Genomic DNA, 20122 nt, shown 5'->3' on the forward strand with positions numbered 1-20122 from the left:
AGGTCATGACCGAGCTGATGGCCAAGCATCACGAGGCTCCCGCCTCAATCCAGTAACTGTGTTGCACTCAGCTCCTGCAACCGCCCTCTATTAAACATAGAGGAAGCAACCCGTTTGCTAGCATGGCTCATGCTGAACCGTCGAAAAAAACCAACATTACTCCCAAACCAACAAGAACGTTCCTAGCGTCTTGCCGGAGGTTTACATGCGCGTGCTCGCTGACGACTTCACAGAACGCCCGGTGTCACGAACGGTTGAATCACGAGGTATTGATACCTCTGCTTCCGACATGAATTTTTTCCAAGCCAGCCTGGTTGATCGCGCGTCTTCCCCGGGTAGCCAAAATTCAATGGTCGGTACGAACGCGCTATCCGAACAGTCTTCTCATTTAACGAGGCTATCAAAACGTGCGACCAAAGGTTTGCGTGACCTGAGCCTTAATAAAAAATCAACGGAAATGCATCAAATTGCCAAGTCACTTTCAGACGCCCATCGGGAGCTGTCCATGTCAGTCAAGGTCATCAGCAAAACCGTGCAATGTTGCGAGAAAATAACCAACCTTCAGTAGGTAAGTCATGCTCCGCTGGATCACCACCCCATTAGTTTTATCATTGGCATTGCTGCTGGCCGGTTGCGGTGAAAAAGTAGAACTCCATAGCCGACTGTCCGAACAGGAGGCTAATGAGGTTGTTGCAGAACTCGCGGATAAACAAATCCGGGCCCAAAAAGTGCCAGCCAAAGACGGCGTTGTTGTGCGCGTCAACGCGTCGGACATCAGCAGGGCGGTCCGGACGCTCGAGGCCGCTGGCCTGCCCAAACTGGCCCGGTCGACCCTGGGCGATATCTTCCGTAAAGAAGGCGTTATCTCAACACCGCTGGAAGAACGTGCCCGCTATATCTATGCATTGTCTCAGGAGCTGGAGGCAACCTTGTCGAACATCGACGGGGTCATCGTCGCTCGAGTCCATGTCGTGCTCCCCGAACGGATTGCCCCGGGTGAACCCGTACAACCGGCATCAGCCTCGGTGTTCATCAAACATGATCCACGACTTGAGCCTGATAATATCCGCCCCCGAGTACGCAGGATGGTGGCCAGCAGTATCCCCGGCATGGCAGCTGCTGTAGAAAACACTCAAAAATTAACCGTAGTGTTTGTCCCCGCCGCGGCGTATCTGGAGCAGCAACGTCTGACCTATTTTGGTCCGTTCCTGGTTCAGGATAACGATCTCGGTTTCTGGCGCATGAGTCTTACCGTATTGCTCATCATATTGACGCTTGCGGGGGCTGGCGCGTTTATCTGGCGCAAACGGGGGATGAATCAACAACATGACTCATCTGTCGTACCGGCTCATGCATCACTAAACCCGTCTGTTCATGAGTAATCAGCTGGCGTGGGTTCGATGGTGGGCCCGCCCATGGGAAACGCCAGCGTGTGACTGGGAGGTCCTCAGCCCATATATCGCCTCGACCGATCTATGTCGCAGCCGGCATGAACGAGTGAGCACCGCACTGGCCATCACCCCCTGCCTGCCACCCTCACCCTCCCCTGCCTTGCTGCACCTGGTGCAAGCCTCCCCACCACAACGCGACCGCATGCTGACGCTGGTCGGCAGTGTCTGCCAGCCTGCACGCGACCACTTGCTGGAGGAGGATGAATACCTCTGGTGTCAGCGCCTTGCCAAAGCGCTCCCTGCGGACTCACGGGTACTGAACACAGACGATCCTCTGCAGTACCTGCGCGCCTGGGTTGAGCCTGCGGTATGGCAACGCCTACGACTTGGCTTTGCGAATCAACGGGTGGTCGACCTGGAGAAATATTCCAACCTGCCCGACCGTCATGGTCGGCTGGATACTCTGTGGCGAGCCGTCATCTGGCGAGCTACCGCCATCACGAATGATCACGCGTGGCCCTGATCAGGAGCAAACAACCTGCATGTTATGCCGACGTAAAATTGAGCTGAATAAAGGCCAGGACCTGCCACAAACCCTGATTGCCCGAGAGATGCTTATCGACTGTGCTCAGGCGGGCACATTACTTATTCGCGCCAAAGCCGAAGCGCACGAACTACTACGCCAGGCCGAAGAGCAGCGTGAAATACTTTACGCAAATGCTTGCCGTGAGTTCTGGGAACGCGCCAACGCTCAGCTGCAACGCTGGGAGATTGAACGCCAGGCTATCTGCGACAACATTGAACCCATTGCCGCCTCCATCACCAGCCTGGCCATTCGTAGCCTACTGGAGGAAACAGTCTCCCACCAACGCCTGAGCGTCCTGCTAAAGCAATTACTGGCCACCCAGGTCCCGCGAATCGAAGCCACTCTGCTCTGCAATCCATTGGACCGTAAAAACGTAGACCAGTGGCTGAGCAGGCACACAGACCTTCCCTGGACACTGCGCACCGAGGAGAACATCGCACCTCAAATGCTCATTCTGGAAACGCCCGAAGGTGGATTTCGGATCGACTGGGATTCGATGGTGGCAACCCTATGGAATTCCGGCACGTCGGGTTCAACCCAATAACACGCAGGGGCTGCGGTTCAACGAGCGCTGACGTTTAACGAAATACCCGTGGAACTGGAATCACGCGTCGAGCCACACAGAACGTAACATCCTCTGGAGCAAAACCAATGAGCTTTGATTATCGCCTGCAAGCGAATCTCTACAGGCAACTGGAAAATTCGCAAAAGCGCTTTGAAAAGATAGAACGCGATGGATTGAACAACGACGAAGCCCTGGCGGCAATGAATGACGAAAAAGTCTTCCTCGCGGCCACGTTATCAGCCAGTTCCACCTACACCAATTACATGAGCGAAACAGCCAAGACCGTTATCGAAGGCATACAGTGAGTGGAAGCGTTACTCGGTCGTTGGTTGAGTAGCAGCGAACCGCTGATCACGTTGTTTGAAGATAATGACGAAATCAAGGTGCGGCGCGACCAACAAGCTTTTTTGATCAGTGTTCAATTGACCCACCATCGGGTCGACAAAAGAGCCTTGGAGGCGTGGATGCGCCTCGGACTGGAAAGTCTGAGGCATTTCCAGGGTGCCTTGGCGCAGGAAGCAATGACTGGTCATCTTTGGCTGCTTCAAAAACTCCCTGGCGACTGTGCTCTGCCCCACCTGCTTGGCAAACTCGAAACCCTGCTGAACCAGCGTGATACCTGGCGGGGCATTGTTGCGCACCTTGCCAGCCCAGCCCGGAAACTTAGGCCTACTTCGCTTCGGTCGCTGCGTCACTAAAACAGAGAATTCTCAATGCCTAACAAGATCGACAAGCACATCCGCTTGCGCGTCAATTCGCCTGCCGCCGCCGTAAAGCCTGCCCGTTGGCGCTACCTGATCCTCATGCCCTGGTTGTTGGCGCCCCTGGAAAGCACCCTGGCCGCCGTCCCCAGCGAATGGAAAAACACCGCCTATGCCTATGAGGCCGAACACAAGCCCCTGCGGGATGTGCTGGAAGACTTCGCCCAGACCTTCGGCACCCAACTGCAAATCGACGGCCTCCTCGAAGGCAACGTCAACGGCAAGATACGCGCCAATACCCCACAATCGCTTCTCGACAGGCTCGGCGTAGAGCACCGCTTCCAGTGGTACCTGTACAACAACACGCTGTACGTCAGCACCCTGGACCAACAGGAATCTGCACGCCTGGAGGTCTCCTCCGAGACCATCGCCGACCTCAAGCAGGCCCTCACCGATATAGGCTTGCTCGATAGCCGCTTCGGCTGGGGCGAATTGCCTGAGGACGGCGTCGTACTGGTCTCCGGGCCCAAGCGCTATATCGAACAGATCAAGCAGTTCAGCAGCCAGCGCAAGTCCCCGGATGAAAAGCAGAGCGTCCTCAGCTACCCGCTGAAGTTCGCCAATGCGGCGGACCGCCAGATTGATTATCGCGGCGAGAAACTGACCATCCCAGGCGTTGCCAGCATGCTGCGGGGGCTGCTGGAACCTCGCACGGCCTCGACGCTTTCAGGGATGAGCCCACGCCCTCCCTCTGCCGCGCAACCCTCACCCATAACCCCGGTATTTCCGCGCCTGAGTAACCCGATGCTGGGGCAAATGCTCGGTCAGACGATGAACCCGGGGCCGGCGGACAACGGTATGTCACTCACCCCTCGGGTACCGGTCTCCACCAGCAAAATCCGAGTCGAAGCCGATGTGCGCAACAACGCCATCCTGATCTACGACCTGCCGGAGCGCCAGGCGATGTACCGTGAGCTGATCAGCCAGCTCGACGTAGCCCGCAAGCTGGTGGAAATCGATGCGATCATCCTTGATATCGAGCGCACTCAACTGCGGGAATTCGGGATTAGATGGGGTTTTCAAAACAGCCGTTTCCGGGGTGGCGTGAACATGGCGCCCGGGTCTTCATCACAGCTGTCGATCGAGCACCGTGATCGTTTCAACGCCGATATTCGCGCATTGGAGCAACGTGGCCTGGCGACCATGGTGTCCAACCCGTCGGTGCTTACTTTGGAAAACCAGCCGGCGGTGATCGATTTCAACCGCACCCAATACCTCACCGCCGGCACCGAGACTGCAACCATCCTGCCCATCACGGTCGGCACCAGCTTCCAGGTGGTTCCGAGGGTGATCACTACCCGCGGCAATCACCAGATCCACCTGGTGGTGGATATCGAGGACGGTAACTTCGACGAGTCCAACCCCGCGCGCACCAGCCCCGATGTACGCCGCGGCAAAGTCAGCACCCAGGCGGTCATGGCGGAAAAACGTTCACTGGTGGTCGGTGGCTTCCATGTCACTGAAAGCACCGACAAACAAAGCAAGATCCCTCTGCTGGGAGACATTCCGCTGCTGGGCAAGGCCCTGTTTTCTTCCTCCGAGCGCCAGAACAACCGGCGCGAACGCCTGTTTATCCTGACGCCGCGCGTGATCGGCGATCAGGCTGATCCTTCACGCTACTTGCCCCAGGAGGATCAAGCCGAAATGCAGGCCGCACTCAAGCCATTGGCCCGGCGGTATGCCGAGCATCAACCGGTGATCAAGCGCAGCGACATCACCAGCACCCTGGCTCACCTCGTCAGCGGGCAAGTACCCACGGCCTTCAAGGCCGCGCCCATGCCACTGGGCCTGGACACCTTGTGCAGCACCCGCGAGCTATTGGCCCTGAACACCGAACGCAGCCAATGGTATGCAGGCCCGCAGTTCAATGTGGCCGTGGTGGTGGTACGCAATCAGTTCAACCGTAACGTGCGCATCGATGAAAGAGAATGCAGCAACTCCCAGACCCTGGCCGTCAGCGTCTGGCCACGTGCCTGGCTCAAGCCGGGAGAAGAGGCGGAGGTATTTATCGCCATGCGGCCCGTGGTCAAAGATGAACACATCGGTGTGTCCCGCCCCTCCCTGATCACCCCCACCCGGAAGAACGCGCCATGAAACGCCTACTCACCCTCCTCGGCCTGGCCCTGCTTATCGTTGGTTGTACGCCGACGTGCAAGGGCGACTCCTGTTCACGCCCGCAATCGGGCGCCGATAAGCTGGTGGTCTGGTGGCCGCCGCAGATGCGCGTCGAATCGGGCCCTGCCGGCGAGCGCTCCGACTATCAAACGATCTCACTGGAACGGTAAGTTCCATGGGGCCGAACGATACGTCGTCTCGCCAGGTATTCCTGGATAACCTGGTGGGCGGCAAGGACGCCCACCTGTCCCTCGGCCCGGGCATAAGCGTGTGCCGGTTAAAGGCCGGTGGTAAACCCGGGCTTGCGTTGCTGGTCGACCGTGGAGCGCTGGAAGCCGGACAGTTGGAACGGGTGCTGGAGCGGCTTTTTGAACAGGCGGTGGCGTTTGACGGCTGCTTTGCCTGTCTCGATGCCAAGGATGCCCTGGTGATCTGGCACGCGCTGCCGGCAGGTGCAGAGGAGGCAGATGAGATCATCGGCAAGCTGCTTTCGCTGGGCTGCCTCGATATGCTGGACGTGCACCGCTACCGTTAACGTTGCTTAAGCTCCGGAAACTCCAGCGTTTCACGCTTGGCCTCGTCATTGAGCTCACGCAGGGTGCGGTAGAGGAACGCTACCGCCTGCAACGTCTCCCGGGGAATGTTCGCCCCAAGCTTCTTCTCGTACAGCGTGCGCGCGAGCCATACACACTGGATCACCGGCACGTCGGCCGCCTTGGCCCGGTCTATCAGTTTCCGGGCCTCGGCATCCGTGCCTTTATCCACCAGCAGCGGCAGCGGCGTTTTTCCCGGCCGGTAGTACAGCGCGACAGCAAAGTGCGTCGGGTTGACCACCAACATGTCGGCCTCCTCCAGCTTGGGCAACTTGACCTTCGGCTCCTCCTGGGCCAGCTGTTGGGCCAGGGCGCGGCGCTGCCCCTTGACGTGAGGGTCGCCCTCCATGTCCTTGTATTCCTTGACCACCTCGACCTGAGTCATGCGCATGCTCTTGGCAAAGAAGTGCTTCTGCAGCGCCATGTCGATCAATGCCAGGACCAGCAGCAATCCCAGGCAAGCGTGCAGCAGATGTCGAAACAGGATGATCAGCGCGAGGATGTAACTCTGCAGGTCGCTGGTGGCCAGATTGATCAAGGCCCCTAGTGACGGACTGATCACCACGTACAAAATCAGCGCAAGCAGTAGCGCCTTGGCCAACCCCATCAACAGGTTCGTCACTGACTTGGCAGAGAACATCTGCTTGACCTGGCTGATTGGGTTGAGACGGCTGAAATTCAGCTTCAGGCTTTCCGGCGCAAACAGGAAACCGAACTGAATCCAGCCGCTGATCAACTTCACCGCGATCGCCAATCCGGCCATCAGCAAGGCGAAGGAAAAAAACACGATCAAGCCTTCCGTCAGCACTTCCTCCAGCGCCCGCACAAAGGGCTGCCCGAAACGTGACATGGGCATCACCAGCAACTGCTGGAAGCGCTGCATGCTGGTTTCGGCGGTGAACAACGCGATTTCGCTGAGGGCGGTCAACACCAGTAGCTTACCGACGTCCTGGCTTTGGGCGACCTGGCCTTTCTGGCGCTGATCCTTGAGTTTCTTGGGCGTGGCCGCGTGTTTTTTCTCACCCGAATCACTCATGTCCCGAGCCCCTGAACATCAGGCCGAGGGAATGCTTGAGGTCTCCCAACTGCGCCATGCGCCCGACGATCAAGTCCTGCAACAGCGGGAAGTACAGCAGCAGGATAACCAGCCCCGCCAGGCTCTTGACCGGCGTTGCCAGGGTAGAGACTTGCAATTGCGGGCTGTACAGGCCCAACAAGGCGAAGCCGAACTCCAGGAACAGCAGCACGGCAATAAACGGTGCGGCATACAGCATCATGTGGGTAAAAGTATCGCCCAGCAGCCCGATGAATACACTGAACCCATTGACCGCCGGCAGCGGCAACCAGGCGGTTGGCGGCCAGATCAGGTAGCTGTCCCAGATCACTTGGGTCAGCACGCTCAAGCCCAGGACGGCAATCAGCAAATAAATCACCAACTGTTTGAACAGGTGCCCGATCGGCGTCGCATCCGGCCCCAGCGAGGGGTTGAGTTGGCCACCCGCCAAAGCCCCCCGCTGGTTATCCAGCAGTGCGCCCACTGACTCGAACATCCAGAACGGCATGGCCAACAGAATCCCCAGCAAAAACCCCAGGGCAGCTTCCTTGAGTACCAACCCGCTGATCATCAGCGCGGAGTAATCCTTGGCAGCCAGGACGGCATGAATGCCGGGCGCCGGAATCAACGCCATGACCATCACGATGATGTGGCGGGGCATGCCGCGTATATGTTGGAAACAAAACGCAGGCACCAGAAATGCACAGGGATAAATGCGCGCCATGGCCACGAGCAGGCTGGGCAGGAATTCAAGATAAAGCAGCACACGCAGGCCCTCAGTTCAATGCCGAGCGGGCAATCATGTCGAACATCAGGTTGATCAGTTGGATCAGCTCCACGCCAATCCAGCGACCGGTCAAAATCAGCGTGATGCCCACCGCAACCAGCTTGATGCCAAAGGGCAGCGTCTGGTCCTGTATCTGCATCAGGGCCTGCACCAGCGACGTCAACACACCGACAACCACCGCCACGATCAGCGGCGGCGCCGACAGCACCACCACCAGCAACATGCCCTGCTTGAACAGCACGATCGGTTCCATAGGGCACTCAGAGGTAAGAAAGGAACAGGCTGTCGAGCAGCCGCGACCAACCGGAAACCATGACGAACAACAGCAGTTTGAGCGGCAGCGAAATGGTCATGGGCGAGACCATCTGCATACCGAGGGCCAACAGCAGGTTGGACACAATCAAATCGATGACGATGAACGGAATGTAGATCAGAAAGCCGATCTCGAACCCCGCCTGCAGTTGCGACAGCACGAAGGCCGGGACCAGCAGGATCAAGTCTTCGCGCTGGGTGCTCTGCGCCATTTCAGGCGGCCACATGCGCGCACTGTTTTCCAGCAGGTGAGTCAACACATCTGCATCGGTGTTGCGCAGCATGAACGCGCGCAACGGCTGTATGGCCGCCTGCCCGGTTTCCAGAAGGCTTTCCACGCTACTCGTGTCCACGGGCGAGGCCTTGACGTTCTCGGCAATCTGGTACCCCACGGGCGCCATGATGAACAGTGTCGCAGCCAGTGCTATTCCGTTGATGGCCATGCTCGGCGGTACCTGCTGCACGCCGATGGCGTTACGGGTGATCATCAGCACAATCACGATCTTCAAGAACGATGTGCAGATGATCAGCAGCATTGGCATCAGCGACAACGAACCTAAAAACAGCGCCAGGACAAGAGGGTCGACCCCCTGAAATGTCATCGCGAAAAAATCACGCGGGACAACTGCAAACCAAGGCGCCCATCAACTTCCACCAACTGCCCTTGCCCTATCGGCCTGTCGCCGTAATAAAGCCCGGCCATGCCCGGCGCGTACCCGGCAATGCCCAACACCGCACCGGGGGCGAGATTGCGCAGTTCGCCCAGGGTCAGGTTCAGGGTGCCACAACGTACCGTCAGGGCCATGTTCAACTCATCGAAAGGCTCGTGGCCAAAGACATCCACTACCGGTTCATCCAGCTCATCCCCCGGGTACTGCGATGTTGCAAAATCCTCGTCCACGGACGTTTCCTCGATCGAAACAAGCGTCAGGCACAACGGCCCGGATTCATCATCAATGCACCCTTGCAGCCGGTGCTTGCCGACATACAGGTGACCATTGCCCTGCACATCGAAAAAGGGTTGCTCAAGCATCACCACGTCACCGGCACGGACACCGCTCAATTGCGTGATGGATAGCTTCAAGCGGCCCAGGGTCATCGCCACTGCCAACTGGAACGACGCCGGCAATGGCCCCGCTATCGACTGCCACGGACCGGCCTCGCACAGTGCCAGCAAGCGCTCAGGAGTCAGCCACAGGTAACCCACGACCCTGGACTTCCCCAGCGTCACCGTGAAGCGACAACCGAAGTTCAATTTCCTGGGCGCCGGCAGCAACCGCAGGAAGCCAAACAGCCCCCGCACCTGCGGGCTCAGGTGGTGCTGGAACAGTTCCCAGAACCACGAGTCTGGATCGTTGTCGGCCTCTGCCAGCGTCACCGGGCACTCCCCCAGCAGGCTGAACAGCGGCCCTGGTTCGGCGAAAGCCAGCACCCCGCAGGCGCTCTCGAAAAACAGCGGCTTGACGCCTGCGGGGGCACGGCCCGGTTCCATCAACAGTTCACCGTTCTGCCCCGCGACCTGAAACGCCATGCGCAAGCCGCGCCCCAGCCTGCGCCGCGCCGCGACATTGGCGCCGCTGACCACCGGCAAGGTTAAAAACGGCATGATCATGCCGGGTCCACATGTGCCAGGTGTACGGTGACAGGCTGCGCCAACGCGCCGGCCAGCCCGTCCTCAAGGTGCTGGCGCACCCCAGGCAGCCAGCGCGCGGTGCGCTCTTCCTGCGCCTCCAGCTCAACGTTCCAGGTACCTTGCTCGCGGCGCACGCTGGCGTTGATCCGCCCCAGGCTCGGCAGGTAAAGCACAGCGTGCAAAGGCCACTGAACAGCGGCGTGAATCCGCGGTACCAACTGCTCGGTCATGGCCGCGATCATCGCGGCATGACTTGATGCAGGGGTTCCCGGTAGGGCGGAACCGAAACCGCCCCCTTCATCATCGTTGCCAAACAGCTGGGCAAATAACCGTCCGTGCTCCCATGGCACTATCGCCCCCGGGCCGGGTTCACGTTCATCCCGAGGCTCGCCCGGACGCGGGCGCTCAGGACTGTTCACTGGAACTTGCGTCATGTTTCTTCCTGCACGGCTTCTTCCTGCCCCAACAAAAGGGACAGTTCCTGGAGTTTTTCAACCTCGCGCAAGCACTGGGTAACCTGCTTCTGCGCGCTGTCGATGTGGATCAACTGCTCATCGCGCTGGCCGTGCAGCTCATGTAACTGCCCCTCTTCGCGGCGGGTGTCGGCGGACAACGTGCGCTCCTGGGCATTCCAGGACTTGATGTCCTGGAACGAGATCACTTGCCCTTGATGCTTGCTCAGCAACTCAGCAGTTTTCCGGGCTTCGTCCAGCCGGGTCTGCTCAAGGGCATCCGCCGCCTGCCGGATCTGCAACAGAAGCGCTTGCTGTTGCCTTTTGGCGGCACGCAGCGCGCGCTCCGCCCGGTCAGCCCGGTGCTTGCGCAATCGCCGCAAGGTATCGATTTCAGAAAGGGACATCGGTGGTCAACTCCATCAATTGGTCCAGCGTCATCGCCATCGCGGCCGGCTCACGCAGGTCCTGGCGCAGAAAGCCATCGACGGCCTGGCGGCTGTCCACCGCCAGGTCGGTCAGGGCATCACTGCCGGGTTGGTACTCGCCCAACTTGAGCATCAGTTCGATCTGCTGGTACGCCGACAACAAGCGGCGCAAGGCGGTGCCCGCCCTTATATGCTCGGGTGTGGCGACGTTGCTCAAGATCCGCGAAAGGCTGCCCAGCACATCCACCGCCGGGTAGTGGCCACGCTCGGCCAGCTTGCGTGACAACACGATGTGGCCGTCGAGCAGGGAGCGCACTTCATCCGCTACCGGATCGTTCATCGAGTCCTGCTCGATCAGCACGGTGTAGATGGCGGTAATCACTCCGTCACGGGTCAGCCCGGCCCGCTCCACCAGGCGCGGCATCAGGCTGTATACCGACGGTGGCAAGCCGCCGCGGCCCAGGGGCTCGCCCGCGGCCAGGCCGATTTCACGCTGGGCCCGGGCAAATCGGGTCAGGGAGTCAATCAGCAGCAGTACCCGCTGGCCCTTGCGCCGGAACCCTTCGGCCAGCGCTGTCGCAGTGAACGCCGCGCGGGCGCGTTCCATGCTTGAGCGGTCGGAGGTGGCACACACCAGCACCGCCTTGGCGCGCAGTTGATCATCCAGCTCATGGTCGAGAAATTCCCGCAGCTCGCGTCCGCGCTCACCAATCAACCCGAACACGATCACATCGCACTCAACGTTTCGGGCGATCTCGGCCAACAAGGTGGTCTTGCCGCACCCCGCACCGGCGAACAGGCCGACGCGCTGGCCTTCTCCCAGCGTGATCAGTCCATCAATCGAGCGTACGCCGGTGGACAACGCCCGGCTGATCCTCGGGCGTTCGGTAGGCAACGGCGCCTCGCACAACACCGTGCTCGCCTCTGCGATGTCGGCCTCCACAAAGGCGCTGGGGCCATCGCCCGCAATCGGCCGGCCAAACCCATCGAGCACCTGGCCGAGCAAATCGTCGCCGACACGTACCCGGTGTGGCACCCCCAGGCGTTGCACACTGGCACCCACGCGCACGCCTTCAAGATTGCCCAACGCACTGAGCACTGCATCCTGCTGGTCGAAACCGATGATCTCCGCCAGCATGTATTCACCGATGGACTTTTCGACCTGGCACAAATCACCGATGCGCGCCTGGGGCAGCCGGCATTGCAACAACATGCCGTTCACCCGCTGGATACGACCGCGCACCGACACCGGTGCGAAGCTGACCAGCGCACTCGACTGGCGTTGCTCCCAGGCCTCAAGACGGGCTTGCAGGTCACGGCTCACCAGCGCACCTCGAAGCGTTGCTTACCGTCGAACACCACTTTGGTGTTATCGATCAGCACCAGTCGCAAGCCGTCCACTTCATCCCCCACAAACAGTCGGTTCCCCTGCTCCAGAACCACGTGACCGTTGGGGCCGCCGACAATCTGCAAAATCTTGAAAGGGAACGTTCCGTCGCGAGTCCTGACCCGGCTCATCACCGGCACCGCGGTATCGAACTGTTCGCCAAACCGGCTGAGCATGCGCGATACCAACTCCATGTCTTCCTGGAGTACATCGCCGTCGAGCAGCACCTGGTCATTGACCAACTGGATGCTTATACGGTTGATCAATTCGCGCTCGCTGAGCATCCTGAGCAACTGCTGGCGCACCTCGAAAGGTGAGGCCAGCTCGTTCTTGCGGATCACCGGTGACATCAACGACGCCTGGGCTTCGCGGTCACCGCTAGTGGTCATGCCCAGCGCGGTGATGATGACCGCAACGACGACGACCAGGCTGATCAAGCGTTTCTGCTGCGTGCTCGAAATTGAAGAAAGCTTCAGCGGCACGAGGGGCTCGGCCGCAGGCGTGGGCGCCTGTTCGGCAGTCACCGTCGGCTGAGGCCAGGGCTGGTCGGCGCGGGTGACGCAGAGCCGAACGTTGCCAATCGAAAATGTCGTGTTGAGTGCCAGGTCGGCAATCTGCGCCAGGATCAGGCCGGCGGCATCCTGCATCACCCCTCCCTCGGCCTGCACCGACCAGCGCTGGTCAACACACTGCAATCGCACATGACGCTCGGCAATGCCCGGGTCGTATAGCGCCAGGTCAGCGTCAGGGTGCGCACCAATGCTCCACTGCTCGCCGAACAACGGCAGCGCCGCCCCCTGGTGCATACCATCGAGTACTCGTAGCTCAAACATTGTCAGGCCCTCATGGCCGCACGGACCAACCGGCCCCACGCAGCACCGTCCGTTTCAAGGCAATGCGCAATCGCCAAAACAGTACTCATGCCACGGCCCCACGCAGCAGATCGTCATGACTCAGGTCAAACCGCCCCAGCACCTTGACCTTCGACGAACTGCCCAACTCGGCAAACGACAACACCGGCACATGGTTGAACTCTTCCACAAGCAATGTCCGCAAGGGGCTGCGCAAGTCTTGCGCAACCAGCAGCACACTTTTGCTCTTGGCCCGCACGGTAAAGGCTTGCTTGAGCAAGCTCACCAGCGTCGCACTGCTGTCGTTGTCGAGGGAAAAGAACACCCCGGTCTGGGTCTGGCGCAGCGCCTCGCGCAGGACATTCTCGGTATGCGGTGACAACAACCAGGCGTGCAGGCCATCAGCTTCGCTGTACTGGTGCAGAATCTGCGACTTGAGGGCGATTCGCGCATAGTCGGCCAGGGCATCCGCTTCACGCTCATGCTGGCCGTACTCGATCAACGACTCGACAATCAACCGCACCGCGCGCAGCGGAACGCCCTCGCTGGCCAGGCGCTGCAACACGGCAGAGAAGCGCGAAAGCGGCATGATCCGCTGCAGCTCCTGAACCAGCTCCGGCTGGTTGAACTCGAGCCAGCTGAGAATCGACTTGCACTCCTGGATACCGAGAAACTGCGGCCCGCTGAGCAGCATCGCCCGTGTCATGCGCTCGATGATCAAGTCATGGGCGGTATGGCGTTCAAGCTGTGCATCGTCGAGCAGCGGATCATCGGACGCCAACCATAACCAGTCTTGCTCGTCTCGCTCCGCCAGACCCTGGGTACCTGCTTGTGGCTCGACGCCCAGCGCCGCCGATTCCACCGCGACCCGATCACCGAAGGTAGCTTTGATCACAGGGACTTCGTGCACGCAAAAGCGAAACTCATCGTCGGATAAGGCGGGAATAAACTCGACGTTAAACGGCGGCAGTGTCAGGCCGATATGGGCAACCAGGCGGTTTCGGGCCTGGCGAATGCCATGAACCACTTGCGCTGTTCGGTCAGAGCCCTGCAGGCCCGATGAAAACTGCAGCAAGTAAGGCCGGGATGGATCAAAGGCGCGCAGGTCTTCGTCACCGTTGATCTCCGCCGGGACGGCGTCAGCCGCCGCATCTGCGGGCGCGTCCTGCTTTTGACGCTGACGCATAAGGTAATAACCCAGCGAGCCCGTCATCAGCGAAATGAGGATAAAGACCACCGTCGGCATGCCCGGAAGCGCTGCAAAAGCCAGCATGCCGATCGAAGCAATGATCCAGCTCTTGGGCTCACTGGTCATTTGCCGGGCGATTTCGGCGCCCATGTTATTGGCCCCTTTATTCGCCCCGGCCGGTGCTACACGGGTAATGATCATGCCGGCGGTCAGGGAGATCAGCAGTGCGGGAATCTGCGCAATCAGGCCATCGCCAATCGTCAGTACCGAATACAGCGCCATGGAGTCGGCGGCGCTCATGCCATGCTGGAACATGCCGGTGCTGAACCCGCCCAGCAAGTTGATCACCACGATAATCAGCCCGGCCACGGCATCGCCCTTGACGAACTTCATGGCCCCGTCCATCGCCCCGAACAGCTGGCTCTCACGGGACAACTGCTCGCGTTTGTCGCGCGCCTGTCCACCATCGATCAGGCCGGCACGCAAGTCGCTGTCGATGGACATCTGCTTGCCGGGCATGGCATCCAGGCTGAAGCGCGCCGCCACTTCGGCGACACGCTCCGAACCCTTGGTGATCACCAGGAAGTTGACGATGGTCAGGATCATGAAGATCACCAACCCCACCGCCAGGTTGCCCCCCACCACGAAGTTGCCGAAGGCCTCCACAATGTCACCGGCGTCCTGCTCCAGCAGGATCAGGCGCGTGGTCGCAATCGACAACGCCAGGCGGAACATGGTGGTCAACAGCAGGATCGACGGAAACGAGGAAAACGCAAGCGGCCCGGGCAGGTAAAGCGCCAGCACGATCAACAGGCACGAAATGCAAATGTTGACGGCAATCAGGATATCCACCAGCCAGGTCGGCAACGGCACGATAAAGATGAACACAATGCCCAGGATCACGACCGCACCCAGCACCTCGGCGCGTTGTGCAACCTTGAGCAGTATTGCGTTGACTGCCCGCAGCGCACTCATGAGTGGTTTATCGGCAGCGCGCCGACATGCCGGGAGCCTCGTTCGATGCGAGCGTACTCATCCATTACCACCATGAAATTGTGCAACGCTTCCTGGCGGCCCTTGCTGTCGCGCCACAACGCCAGGGGCAGGCTCCCGAGCACGGGGTAAAGGGCATTGAGCGAAACAATCTGTACGGATGATGCCGGCCCACCCAACTCGCAGGCCAGGCGCTGGACTTCGGCAGACGCGATGCCCGTGCCCGCGTAACCGAGAATGCGCTGCAGCAGCGCTACGGTGTCCCGATCAATTTCGGGGTGCAATACGGCCAGCCGATCGATCAAGTCACGGCAGCTGGCCAGCACACTGCCCAGTTGACCACAACTGCTCAACCCCAACAGCAAGGTGCGCAGCTGGGCGGTGGGGAGCGAAGGGCAATACGCCGCAATGTCGTCTGCCAGGGCCCGACGCATCAATTTCAACCCGCGGCCAAACTCATCGCCACCGAACAACCCCAACAGCGCCTGCATCATGCTGGCGAGCGATTGCCGGGCGACCACGCTGGCGTAATACACACTGCGTACCGCCTGCCGCAAACTCGGGTCGTCACTGCTTGCCTGCAAGGCCTGCGCGATGTTCAAGCCGGCCTGGATCTGCGGCTTGAAGCGGACCTCCAGCCGCGCCAGGGCATCGCTGGCCAGCGCCGCCTCGGAGGTACGCGCTTCAGCTTGTGCCTGCGCAGCCACCTGCTTGAGTACGACAAACGTACGGGCCGGGTCGTTTCCTGTCAGCTCCAGCAACTTCTCGAGGCTGGGCTTGAGCAACAGTTGAACCCTGATGGAGCGCGCAATGGTCGCCAGTGTTGCCTGAGCGGGATGGCCCAGTTGCTCATAGAGTTGTGTCAACTGCGCCACAGGCGTCACGCCCAGACCCAACATACGCCGGCTCAAGGCCTTGCTGTTGAGTTCAACCTCCAGGCCGAACAGCGCCTCGAAATTGTCGACCGCCGTCCCGGCGGGTGCCTGGCGAACTGGCGGGTTATCAATACTCGCTGGAACAGGCTGATCCAGGCTCTGGTTTTTTTGCACATCAATAGAAGGATCAAGTTTCATGGAGATGCCTGGACAGGAAGTTTCGTTTCCTTGTGTGGCTGGCAATCCCGTTACGGTTCCATGTTTATCGACGATACCGGGCATGTGAAAAGATCGGCACGCGCCCGCAGCCACTTGTGCAAAACCTTGCACAAAAAAGCCTGGAAACAAGATATTTATTTATATAAATCAATTGCTTATGAATTTATTTCCCTTGGCACAGGCAGTGCTAAGAGGGTTCCCGTCGAAATCATTTCGACCGTGTCTACCCTGAGGAAAAAATCATGGATATCCCTATCGATGTTTTAGTTCACCTTACACCTGACCCGCACCGCTCCATCCAGAACCTGTCGGAAGACCACCACAAGAAACTCCGGCGCTTCATTCATAAACGCGTACTCAACCCGGAAGATGCAGACGATATTCTGCAACTGACGTACCTGGAGGCCTGGCGCAGCCGAGACCGCTTCAGCGGCCAGGCCACCATCAGCACGTGGATGTGCGGGATTGCCCAGAACCTGATCCGCAATCACTTTCGGCGCATGTATGCCAAGCCGGTGCATTGCGAGTTCGATGAGGCGCTGTGGCATGGGCAGGAAGACAACAACAACCTGGACTGGCAGTTCGAGGTCAACCGCAAGCTCGAAAGAACCCTGCGGGCGATCACGGATTTGCCGCTGGAAATGCGTAAAACGCTGTACGCCTCACTGGAGACCGACGGCAGCTACCAGGACACCGCCGACGCCATGGACATCCCCATTGGCACCGTGCGCTCACGTTTGTCCCGGGCGCGCGAACACCTGAAGCGGGCCACCTACAACCCGCTGTAGGCGTAAATCAGGGCACCGGCGCAACGCCGACACCCTTTGCAGGAGCAGTTGATTTACCCGTTTGACGCAAGCGTTGGGCAGCAGGGATATCTGCCCGACTCGATTGACCTGGTATCAGGCCTTTTTGGTACGCGGCAACAGAATCGCCAACACCCCGAACAGCGGCAGGAACGAGCACAGCGTGTACACGTACTCGATGCCGTGGATGTCTGCCAGGTGCCCCAGCAACGCCGCACCGATCCCGCCAAAACCGAACATCAGACCGAAGAACACCCCGGCGATCATCCCCACATTGCCCGGCACCAACTCTTGCGCGTACACCACAATTGCCGAGAACGCCGAAGCCAGGATAAAGCCGATCACCACGCTCAGGATGCTGGTCCAGAACAGGTCCACATGAGGCAGCAGCAAGGTGAACGGCGCCACGCCGAGGATCGAAAACCAGATCACCGCCTTACGGCCGATCTTGTCGCCAATCGGCCCGCCAAAGAACGTGCCCGCCGCCACCGCGCCGAGGAACAGGAACAGATGCAGCTGGGAACTGGCCACCGACAGGTCGAACTTCTCGATCAGGTAGAAGGTGAAGTAACTGGTGAAACTGGCCATGTAGAAGTACTTGGAAAACACCAGCAGCCCCAGCACCACCAGCGCGCTCAGCACCCGGCCCTTGGACAGGCCGTGAGTGGCCGCCTGGCCTTGTTTGAGCTTGAACAGGTTCAAGTGGTGCGCGTACCAGCGGCTGATCGCATACAGCACAAACAACGCAAACACCGCGAACAGGCCGAACCAGGCCACATTGCCCTGGCCGAACGGAATGATGATCGCCGCCGCCAGCAACGGGCCGAAGGCCGAGCCGGCATTACCGCCCACCTGGAACGTCGACTGCGCCAGACCATAACGCCCGCCCGAGGCCAGGCGCGCCACGCGGGAGGCTTCCGGGTGGAAGGTCGACGAGCCGATGCCGATCAACCCCGCCGCCAGCAGGATCAACGGGAAGCTGCCCACCTGGGACATCATCAGGATGCCCACCAGCGTGCAGATCATTCCGCAGGGCAACAGGTACGGCTTGGGATGGCGATCGGTGTAATAACCCACCCACGGCTGCAGCAGGGACGCGGTGAGCTGGAACGTGAGGGTGATCAGGCCGACCTGGGTGAACGTCAGGCCGTAATTGGCCTTGAGCATCGGGTAGATCGAGGGCAGTACCGACTGGATCAAGTCATTGATCAAATGCGCCAGCGCCACCGCGCCGATTACACGCATCACCAACGGGCTGGTTTGCCCGGCGGCAGGCGCCGTAGCCACGGAGGGCTGGGAATTGCTCAGAGCCATGGGAGGTTTTCCGTACAGCAGATGGATGCACAGGTGCAGGTGCGACAATGTGCCACTTTTGGGTGCAGGAAGGCTATCCCGTTAGCAGGCTAACGAGTAGATGAATCGATGCAGCGGTCATGGTTTGTAAAGGGCCAGCAAGATGAATCCCTTTAATTTGCGGGACGTTTCCTAGAGAATCTTTCGGCCTTGTGCCTGGGGGAGTCGGTGGCTAGTCTTCGGTCCGTCGCTGGTTTTCAGTGATCGGGTTTAGCAGCCTGAACTCAATAGGCACACGCTTTACGCCCCAGTTTATGGTGGCTGTGCGTGGGGCACCTTCGGGTGCGCCGGTTTTCCTATTGACTGGTCTGCTAACCCGCGTACAGCCGCCACCCTTCTCGTTTAGCAGCGACGGTGGCAGCTTCTTCAGGTCAATAGGAGCTACACCATGTTCAAGATCGTCCCCGACCCACCCCGTGACCAAGCCAAAGACCGCGCCGCCTTCAACCGAGCGCTCGACCACTACCTGCCCACCGACCCGCCGCAACCCTCGACAAACTTCTACGCCATCAGCGACGAAATCAGCTTCGAAGACTCCCTGCTCTTCACTGCTGACCTGCTGCACAGCGCCTCGGCCACCGCGCTCGACTGTGGCGAACAACTGCAAAGCCCCGAGCGTGCGAAAGTCCTCGCCGTGTGGCACCTGCTGGAAATCGCCAAGGCCATGGTCGACCGCTCGATAGAGTGCCTGCACCCGCGCAAAACCTGACGCGCGAACGCCAGAACACCGCAGATCAAATGTGGGAGCGGGCTTGCTCGCGAAGGCGGTGGACCAGCCAATACCTCTGCTGACTGACACACCGCATTCGCGAGCAAGCCCGCTCCCACCTTTTGATCTTCGCTGCCTTGGGACCTGCGCAAACCCCAACCGCTCGTCACCAAACCCGGTGTTTCCCGTTAAACAGTTGATAGCGTAGATAAATTTTCAAAAAAAGCGCTTGACGCATTCCCGTTCTCCGCGAATAATGCGCGCCACTTGGCTACATAGCTCAGTTGGTTAGAGCATAGCATTCATAATGCTGGGGTCCGGGGTTCAAGTCCCTGTGTAGCCACCAAGTACCGATCCATAGATGTCTACAGCAGTCTATGAATCACCTCAAGAAGCCCGCCTAGTGCGGGCTTTCTTGTTTCTGGCTATCCACCTCTATCTACCCCTATCCTTCCCCACCGTGTATGCCCACGTGTATGTTTCATAAATAATTGAACTGGAGGCATACAAGGATGAAACGCACCGACATCAAGCGGCGCCCTCTCGCTGACACTACACTTTCCAGCCTGGAGCCTGAGGCCGGGGCATACCGCGAACTAGACAGCCCAGGGCTGTATTTCAGGGTCAAGCCAAACGGCCAAAAGTCCTGGGAGTTACGCTACAAGAAGCCGGACGGAAAATGGTCATGGCTTGGTCTTGGTGGCTACCCGGAAGTGGGCGGCGCTTTCGCTCGACAGAAAGCAGCTGATCTACGCGCAGACGCATCGGAAGGTAAGAACCCGATCACCTCCAAGAAAGCTCGTCAAGCCTCCGAGATCGATGCGGCCAACGATACCTTTGAGGCAATGGCAAGGGAGTGGCACACGTCTCGCCTGAGCGGCTGGGATGCTGGTACGGCCAAAAGGATACTTGGCGCACTCGAACGCCATGTATTCCCCTCGCTCGGCAAACGCCCATACACTCATGTCAATGGAGATGAAGCGTAACCGTCCGGCCAGCACCCTCTCCTGACAGCCCTCCAAATTGGCCAAGATAGTGGACACCATTTTTTAGTGGACACTAT

23 protein-coding genes, 1 tRNA gene and 1 pseudogene are annotated in these 20122 nt (G+C 59.5%); 12 read left to right on the plus strand and 13 right to left on the minus strand.

Features of this window, described 5'->3' with window-relative positions; translation table 11 throughout:
- The first annotated feature begins 205 nt into the window (after positions 1 to 205).
- From A462_RS34155 to A462_RS30820, 5 genes are all read left to right on the plus strand, one after another.
- Positions 206 to 568 carry a hypothetical protein gene (locus A462_RS34155; protein WP_023659153.1) on the plus strand — a complete coding sequence of 121 codons (363 nt, stop codon included), beginning with the start codon at positions 206 to 208 and terminating at the stop codon, positions 566 to 568.
- A 7-nt stretch (positions 569 to 575) separates the two neighbouring features.
- A complete protein-coding gene (gene sctJ / locus A462_RS30830) occupies positions 576 to 1382 on the plus strand; it encodes a type III secretion system inner membrane ring lipoprotein SctJ (RefSeq protein WP_008430690.1) in 807 nt (268 codons plus the stop codon).
- Positions 1383 to 1593: 211 nt separating this feature from the next.
- The gene (locus A462_RS34160; protein WP_157222815.1) at positions 1594 to 1914 is read left to right on the plus strand and encodes a type III secretion protein; all 321 of its coding nucleotides are present in this window, start codon (positions 1594 to 1596) and stop codon (positions 1912 to 1914) included.
- A gap of 19 nt (positions 1915 to 1933) precedes the next feature.
- Positions 1934 to 2521 (plus strand): type III secretion system stator protein SctL, encoded by a 588-nt coding sequence (gene sctL / locus A462_RS30825; protein ID WP_008430692.1) that lies wholly within the window; start codon positions 1934 to 1936, stop codon positions 2519 to 2521.
- A gap of 107 nt (positions 2522 to 2628) precedes the next feature.
- Positions 2629 to 2847, plus strand: a complete 219-nt coding sequence (locus tag A462_RS30820; protein ID WP_003208375.1) for a hypothetical protein — start codon at positions 2629 to 2631, stop codon at positions 2845 to 2847.
- A gap of 9 nt (positions 2848 to 2856) precedes the next feature.
- Here the strand turns inward: A462_RS30820 and A462_RS30815 are convergent, their stop codons facing one another.
- Positions 2857 to 3183: a hypothetical protein gene (locus A462_RS30815; protein ID WP_177325562.1), complete on the minus strand. Its 327-nt coding sequence runs from the start codon at positions 3181 to 3183 to the stop codon at positions 2857 to 2859.
- Positions 3184 to 3255: 72 nt separating this feature from the next.
- Here A462_RS30815 and sctC point away from each other — a divergent pair, with 72 nt between their 5' ends.
- From sctC to A462_RS30800, 3 genes are read left to right on the plus strand one after another with little or no spacing between them, the layout of a single operon-like run.
- Positions 3256 to 5397 (plus strand): type III secretion system outer membrane ring subunit SctC, encoded by a 2142-nt coding sequence (sctC, locus tag A462_RS30810; protein ID WP_008430694.1) that lies wholly within the window; start codon positions 3256 to 3258, stop codon positions 5395 to 5397.
- Positions 5394 to 5588, plus strand: coding sequence for an HrpT family type III secretion system protein (gene hrpT / locus A462_RS30805; RefSeq protein ID WP_003208370.1), 195 nt, complete (start codon positions 5394 to 5396; stop codon positions 5586 to 5588). The genes sctC and hrpT overlap by 4 nt, the downstream gene beginning before the upstream one ends.
- Before the next feature lie 5 nt (positions 5589 to 5593).
- Positions 5594 to 5953: a hypothetical protein gene (locus A462_RS30800; RefSeq protein ID WP_008430695.1), complete on the plus strand. Its 360-nt coding sequence runs from the start codon at positions 5594 to 5596 to the stop codon at positions 5951 to 5953.
- Here the strand turns inward: A462_RS30800 and sctU are convergent.
- The 11 genes from sctU to sctW all read right to left on the minus strand — a co-directional run bounded on the left by sctU (position 5950) and on the right by sctW (position 16170).
- Positions 5950 to 7047 (minus strand): type III secretion system export apparatus subunit SctU, encoded by a 1098-nt coding sequence (gene sctU, locus A462_RS30795; RefSeq protein ID WP_003208366.1) that lies wholly within the window; start codon positions 7045 to 7047, stop codon positions 5950 to 5952. The two genes, A462_RS30800 and sctU, sit on opposite strands and share 4 nt — an antisense overlap.
- Entirely contained in the window at positions 7040 to 7831 is a 792-nt protein-coding gene (gene sctT / locus A462_RS30790) for a type III secretion system export apparatus subunit SctT (protein WP_003208364.1), read from the minus strand. Before sctT ends, sctU begins: the two co-directional genes overlap by 8 nt.
- 10 nt (positions 7832 to 7841) lie before the next feature.
- On the minus strand, positions 7842 to 8105 hold the full coding sequence (gene sctS / locus A462_RS30785) for a type III secretion system export apparatus subunit SctS (RefSeq protein WP_003208363.1): 264 nt from the start codon (positions 8103 to 8105) through the stop codon (positions 7842 to 7844).
- A gap of 7 nt (positions 8106 to 8112) precedes the next feature.
- Entirely contained in the window at positions 8113 to 8766 is a 654-nt protein-coding gene (sctR, locus tag A462_RS30780) for a type III secretion system export apparatus subunit SctR (RefSeq protein WP_008430696.1), read from the minus strand.
- Complete coding sequence (locus A462_RS30775; protein WP_008430697.1) at positions 8763 to 9776, minus strand: FliM/FliN family flagellar motor switch protein; 1014 nt, start codon at positions 9774 to 9776, stop codon at positions 8763 to 8765. The genes sctR and A462_RS30775 overlap by 4 nt, the downstream gene beginning before the upstream one ends.
- On the minus strand, positions 9773 to 10231 hold the full coding sequence (locus A462_RS34750; protein ID WP_238544201.1) for a type III secretion system HrpP C-terminal domain-containing protein: 459 nt from the start codon (positions 10229 to 10231) through the stop codon (positions 9773 to 9775). Before A462_RS34750 ends, A462_RS30775 begins: the two co-directional genes overlap by 4 nt.
- Positions 10228 to 10656 (minus strand): type III secretion system stalk subunit SctO, encoded by a 429-nt coding sequence (sctO, locus tag A462_RS30765; RefSeq protein ID WP_003208357.1) that lies wholly within the window; start codon positions 10654 to 10656, stop codon positions 10228 to 10230. The genes A462_RS34750 and sctO overlap by 4 nt, the downstream gene beginning before the upstream one ends.
- The gene (locus tag A462_RS30760) at positions 10643 to 12001 is read right to left on the minus strand and encodes a FliI/YscN family ATPase (RefSeq protein WP_008430699.1); all 1359 of its coding nucleotides are present in this window, start codon (positions 11999 to 12001) and stop codon (positions 10643 to 10645) included. The genes sctO and A462_RS30760 overlap by 14 nt, the downstream gene beginning before the upstream one ends.
- Positions 11998 to 12897, minus strand: coding sequence for an FHA domain-containing protein (locus A462_RS30755; protein WP_008430700.1), 900 nt, complete (start codon positions 12895 to 12897; stop codon positions 11998 to 12000). The genes A462_RS30760 and A462_RS30755 overlap by 4 nt, the downstream gene beginning before the upstream one ends.
- An 85-nt stretch (positions 12898 to 12982) precedes the next feature.
- Positions 12983 to 15079: a type III secretion system export apparatus subunit SctV gene (gene sctV / locus A462_RS30750; protein WP_008430702.1), complete on the minus strand. Its 2097-nt coding sequence runs from the start codon at positions 15077 to 15079 to the stop codon at positions 12983 to 12985.
- Positions 15076 to 16170, minus strand: a complete 1095-nt coding sequence (gene sctW, locus A462_RS30745; protein WP_008430704.1) for a type III secretion system gatekeeper subunit SctW — start codon at positions 16168 to 16170, stop codon at positions 15076 to 15078. Before sctW ends, sctV begins: the two co-directional genes overlap by 4 nt.
- A 263-nt stretch (positions 16171 to 16433) precedes the next feature.
- On the opposite strand from sctW, the gene A462_RS30740 reads away from it, so the two are divergent.
- A complete protein-coding gene (locus tag A462_RS30740) occupies positions 16434 to 16979 on the plus strand; it encodes an RNA polymerase sigma factor (protein WP_008430705.1) in 546 nt (181 codons plus the stop codon).
- A gap of 114 nt (positions 16980 to 17093) precedes the next feature.
- Here A462_RS30740 and A462_RS30735 read toward each other — a convergent pair whose 3' ends face one another.
- Positions 17094 to 18311 carry an MFS transporter gene (locus tag A462_RS30735; RefSeq protein ID WP_008430708.1) on the minus strand — a complete coding sequence of 406 codons (1218 nt, stop codon included), beginning with the start codon at positions 18309 to 18311 and terminating at the stop codon, positions 17094 to 17096.
- 427 nt (positions 18312 to 18738) lie between these two features.
- Between A462_RS30735 and A462_RS30730 the strand changes: the two genes are divergently transcribed.
- The 3 genes and pseudogenes from A462_RS30730 to A462_RS30720 form a co-directional block, all read left to right on the plus strand.
- Positions 18739 to 19059 (plus strand): DUF6124 family protein, encoded by a 321-nt coding sequence (locus A462_RS30730; protein ID WP_008430710.1) that lies wholly within the window; start codon positions 18739 to 18741, stop codon positions 19057 to 19059.
- A 269-nt stretch (positions 19060 to 19328) separates the two neighbouring features.
- A tRNA-Met gene (locus tag A462_RS30725) sits at positions 19329 to 19405 on the plus strand.
- Positions 19406 to 19571: 166 nt separating this feature from the next.
- A pseudogene (locus tag A462_RS30720) lies at positions 19572 to 20027 on the plus strand (tyrosine-type recombinase/integrase); the annotation flags it as partial.
- Between the last annotated feature and the right edge of the window lie 95 nt (positions 20028 to 20122).

It is taken from the genome of Pseudomonas sp. Ag1, from assembly GCF_000278565.1.
Taxonomy (GTDB): Bacteria; Pseudomonadota; Gammaproteobacteria; order Pseudomonadales; family Pseudomonadaceae; genus Aquipseudomonas.

Coding starts and splice junctions, on each gene's coding strand:
- A462_RS34155 (WP_023659153.1), top strand. CDS start 206: ATGCGCGTGCTCGCTGACGACTTCACAGAACGCCCGGTGTCACGAACG.
- sctJ (WP_008430690.1), top strand. CDS start 576: ATGCTCCGCTGGATCACCACCCCATTAGTTTTATCATTGGCATTGCTG.
- A462_RS34160 (WP_157222815.1), top strand. CDS start 1,594: ATGCTGACGCTGGTCGGCAGTGTCTGCCAGCCTGCACGCGACCACTTG.
- sctL (WP_008430692.1), top strand. CDS start 1,934: ATGTTATGCCGACGTAAAATTGAGCTGAATAAAGGCCAGGACCTGCCA.
- A462_RS30820 (WP_003208375.1), top strand. CDS start 2,629: ATGAGCTTTGATTATCGCCTGCAAGCGAATCTCTACAGGCAACTGGAA.
- sctC (WP_008430694.1), top strand. CDS start 3,256: ATGCCTAACAAGATCGACAAGCACATCCGCTTGCGCGTCAATTCGCCT.
- hrpT (WP_003208370.1), top strand. CDS start 5,394: ATGAAACGCCTACTCACCCTCCTCGGCCTGGCCCTGCTTATCGTTGGT.
- A462_RS30800 (WP_008430695.1), top strand. CDS start 5,594: ATGGGGCCGAACGATACGTCGTCTCGCCAGGTATTCCTGGATAACCTG.
- sctU (WP_003208366.1), bottom strand. CDS start 7,047: ATGAGTGATTCGGGTGAGAAAAAACACGCGGCCACGCCCAAGAAACTC.
- sctS (WP_003208363.1), bottom strand. CDS start 8,105: ATGGAACCGATCGTGCTGTTCAAGCAGGGCATGTTGCTGGTGGTGGTG.
- sctR (WP_008430696.1), bottom strand. CDS start 8,766: ATGACATTTCAGGGGGTCGACCCTCTTGTCCTGGCGCTGTTTTTAGGT.
- A462_RS30775 (WP_008430697.1), bottom strand. CDS start 9,776: ATGATCATGCCGTTTTTAACCTTGCCGGTGGTCAGCGGCGCCAATGTC.
- A462_RS34750 (WP_238544201.1), bottom strand. CDS start 10,231: ATGACGCAAGTTCCAGTGAACAGTCCTGAGCGCCCGCGTCCGGGCGAG.
- sctO (WP_003208357.1), bottom strand. CDS start 10,656: ATGTCCCTTTCTGAAATCGATACCTTGCGGCGATTGCGCAAGCACCGG.
- A462_RS30755 (WP_008430700.1), bottom strand. CDS start 12,897: ATGTTTGAGCTACGAGTACTCGATGGTATGCACCAGGGGGCGGCGCTG.
- sctV (WP_008430702.1), bottom strand. CDS start 15,079: ATGAGTGCGCTGCGGGCAGTCAACGCAATACTGCTCAAGGTTGCACAA.
- sctW (WP_008430704.1), bottom strand. CDS start 16,170: ATGAAACTTGATCCTTCTATTGATGTGCAAAAAAACCAGAGCCTGGAT.
- A462_RS30740 (WP_008430705.1), top strand. CDS start 16,434: ATGGATATCCCTATCGATGTTTTAGTTCACCTTACACCTGACCCGCAC.
- A462_RS30735 (WP_008430708.1), bottom strand. CDS start 18,311: ATGGCTCTGAGCAATTCCCAGCCCTCCGTGGCTACGGCGCCTGCCGCC.
- A462_RS30730 (WP_008430710.1), top strand. CDS start 18,739: ATGTTCAAGATCGTCCCCGACCCACCCCGTGACCAAGCCAAAGACCGC.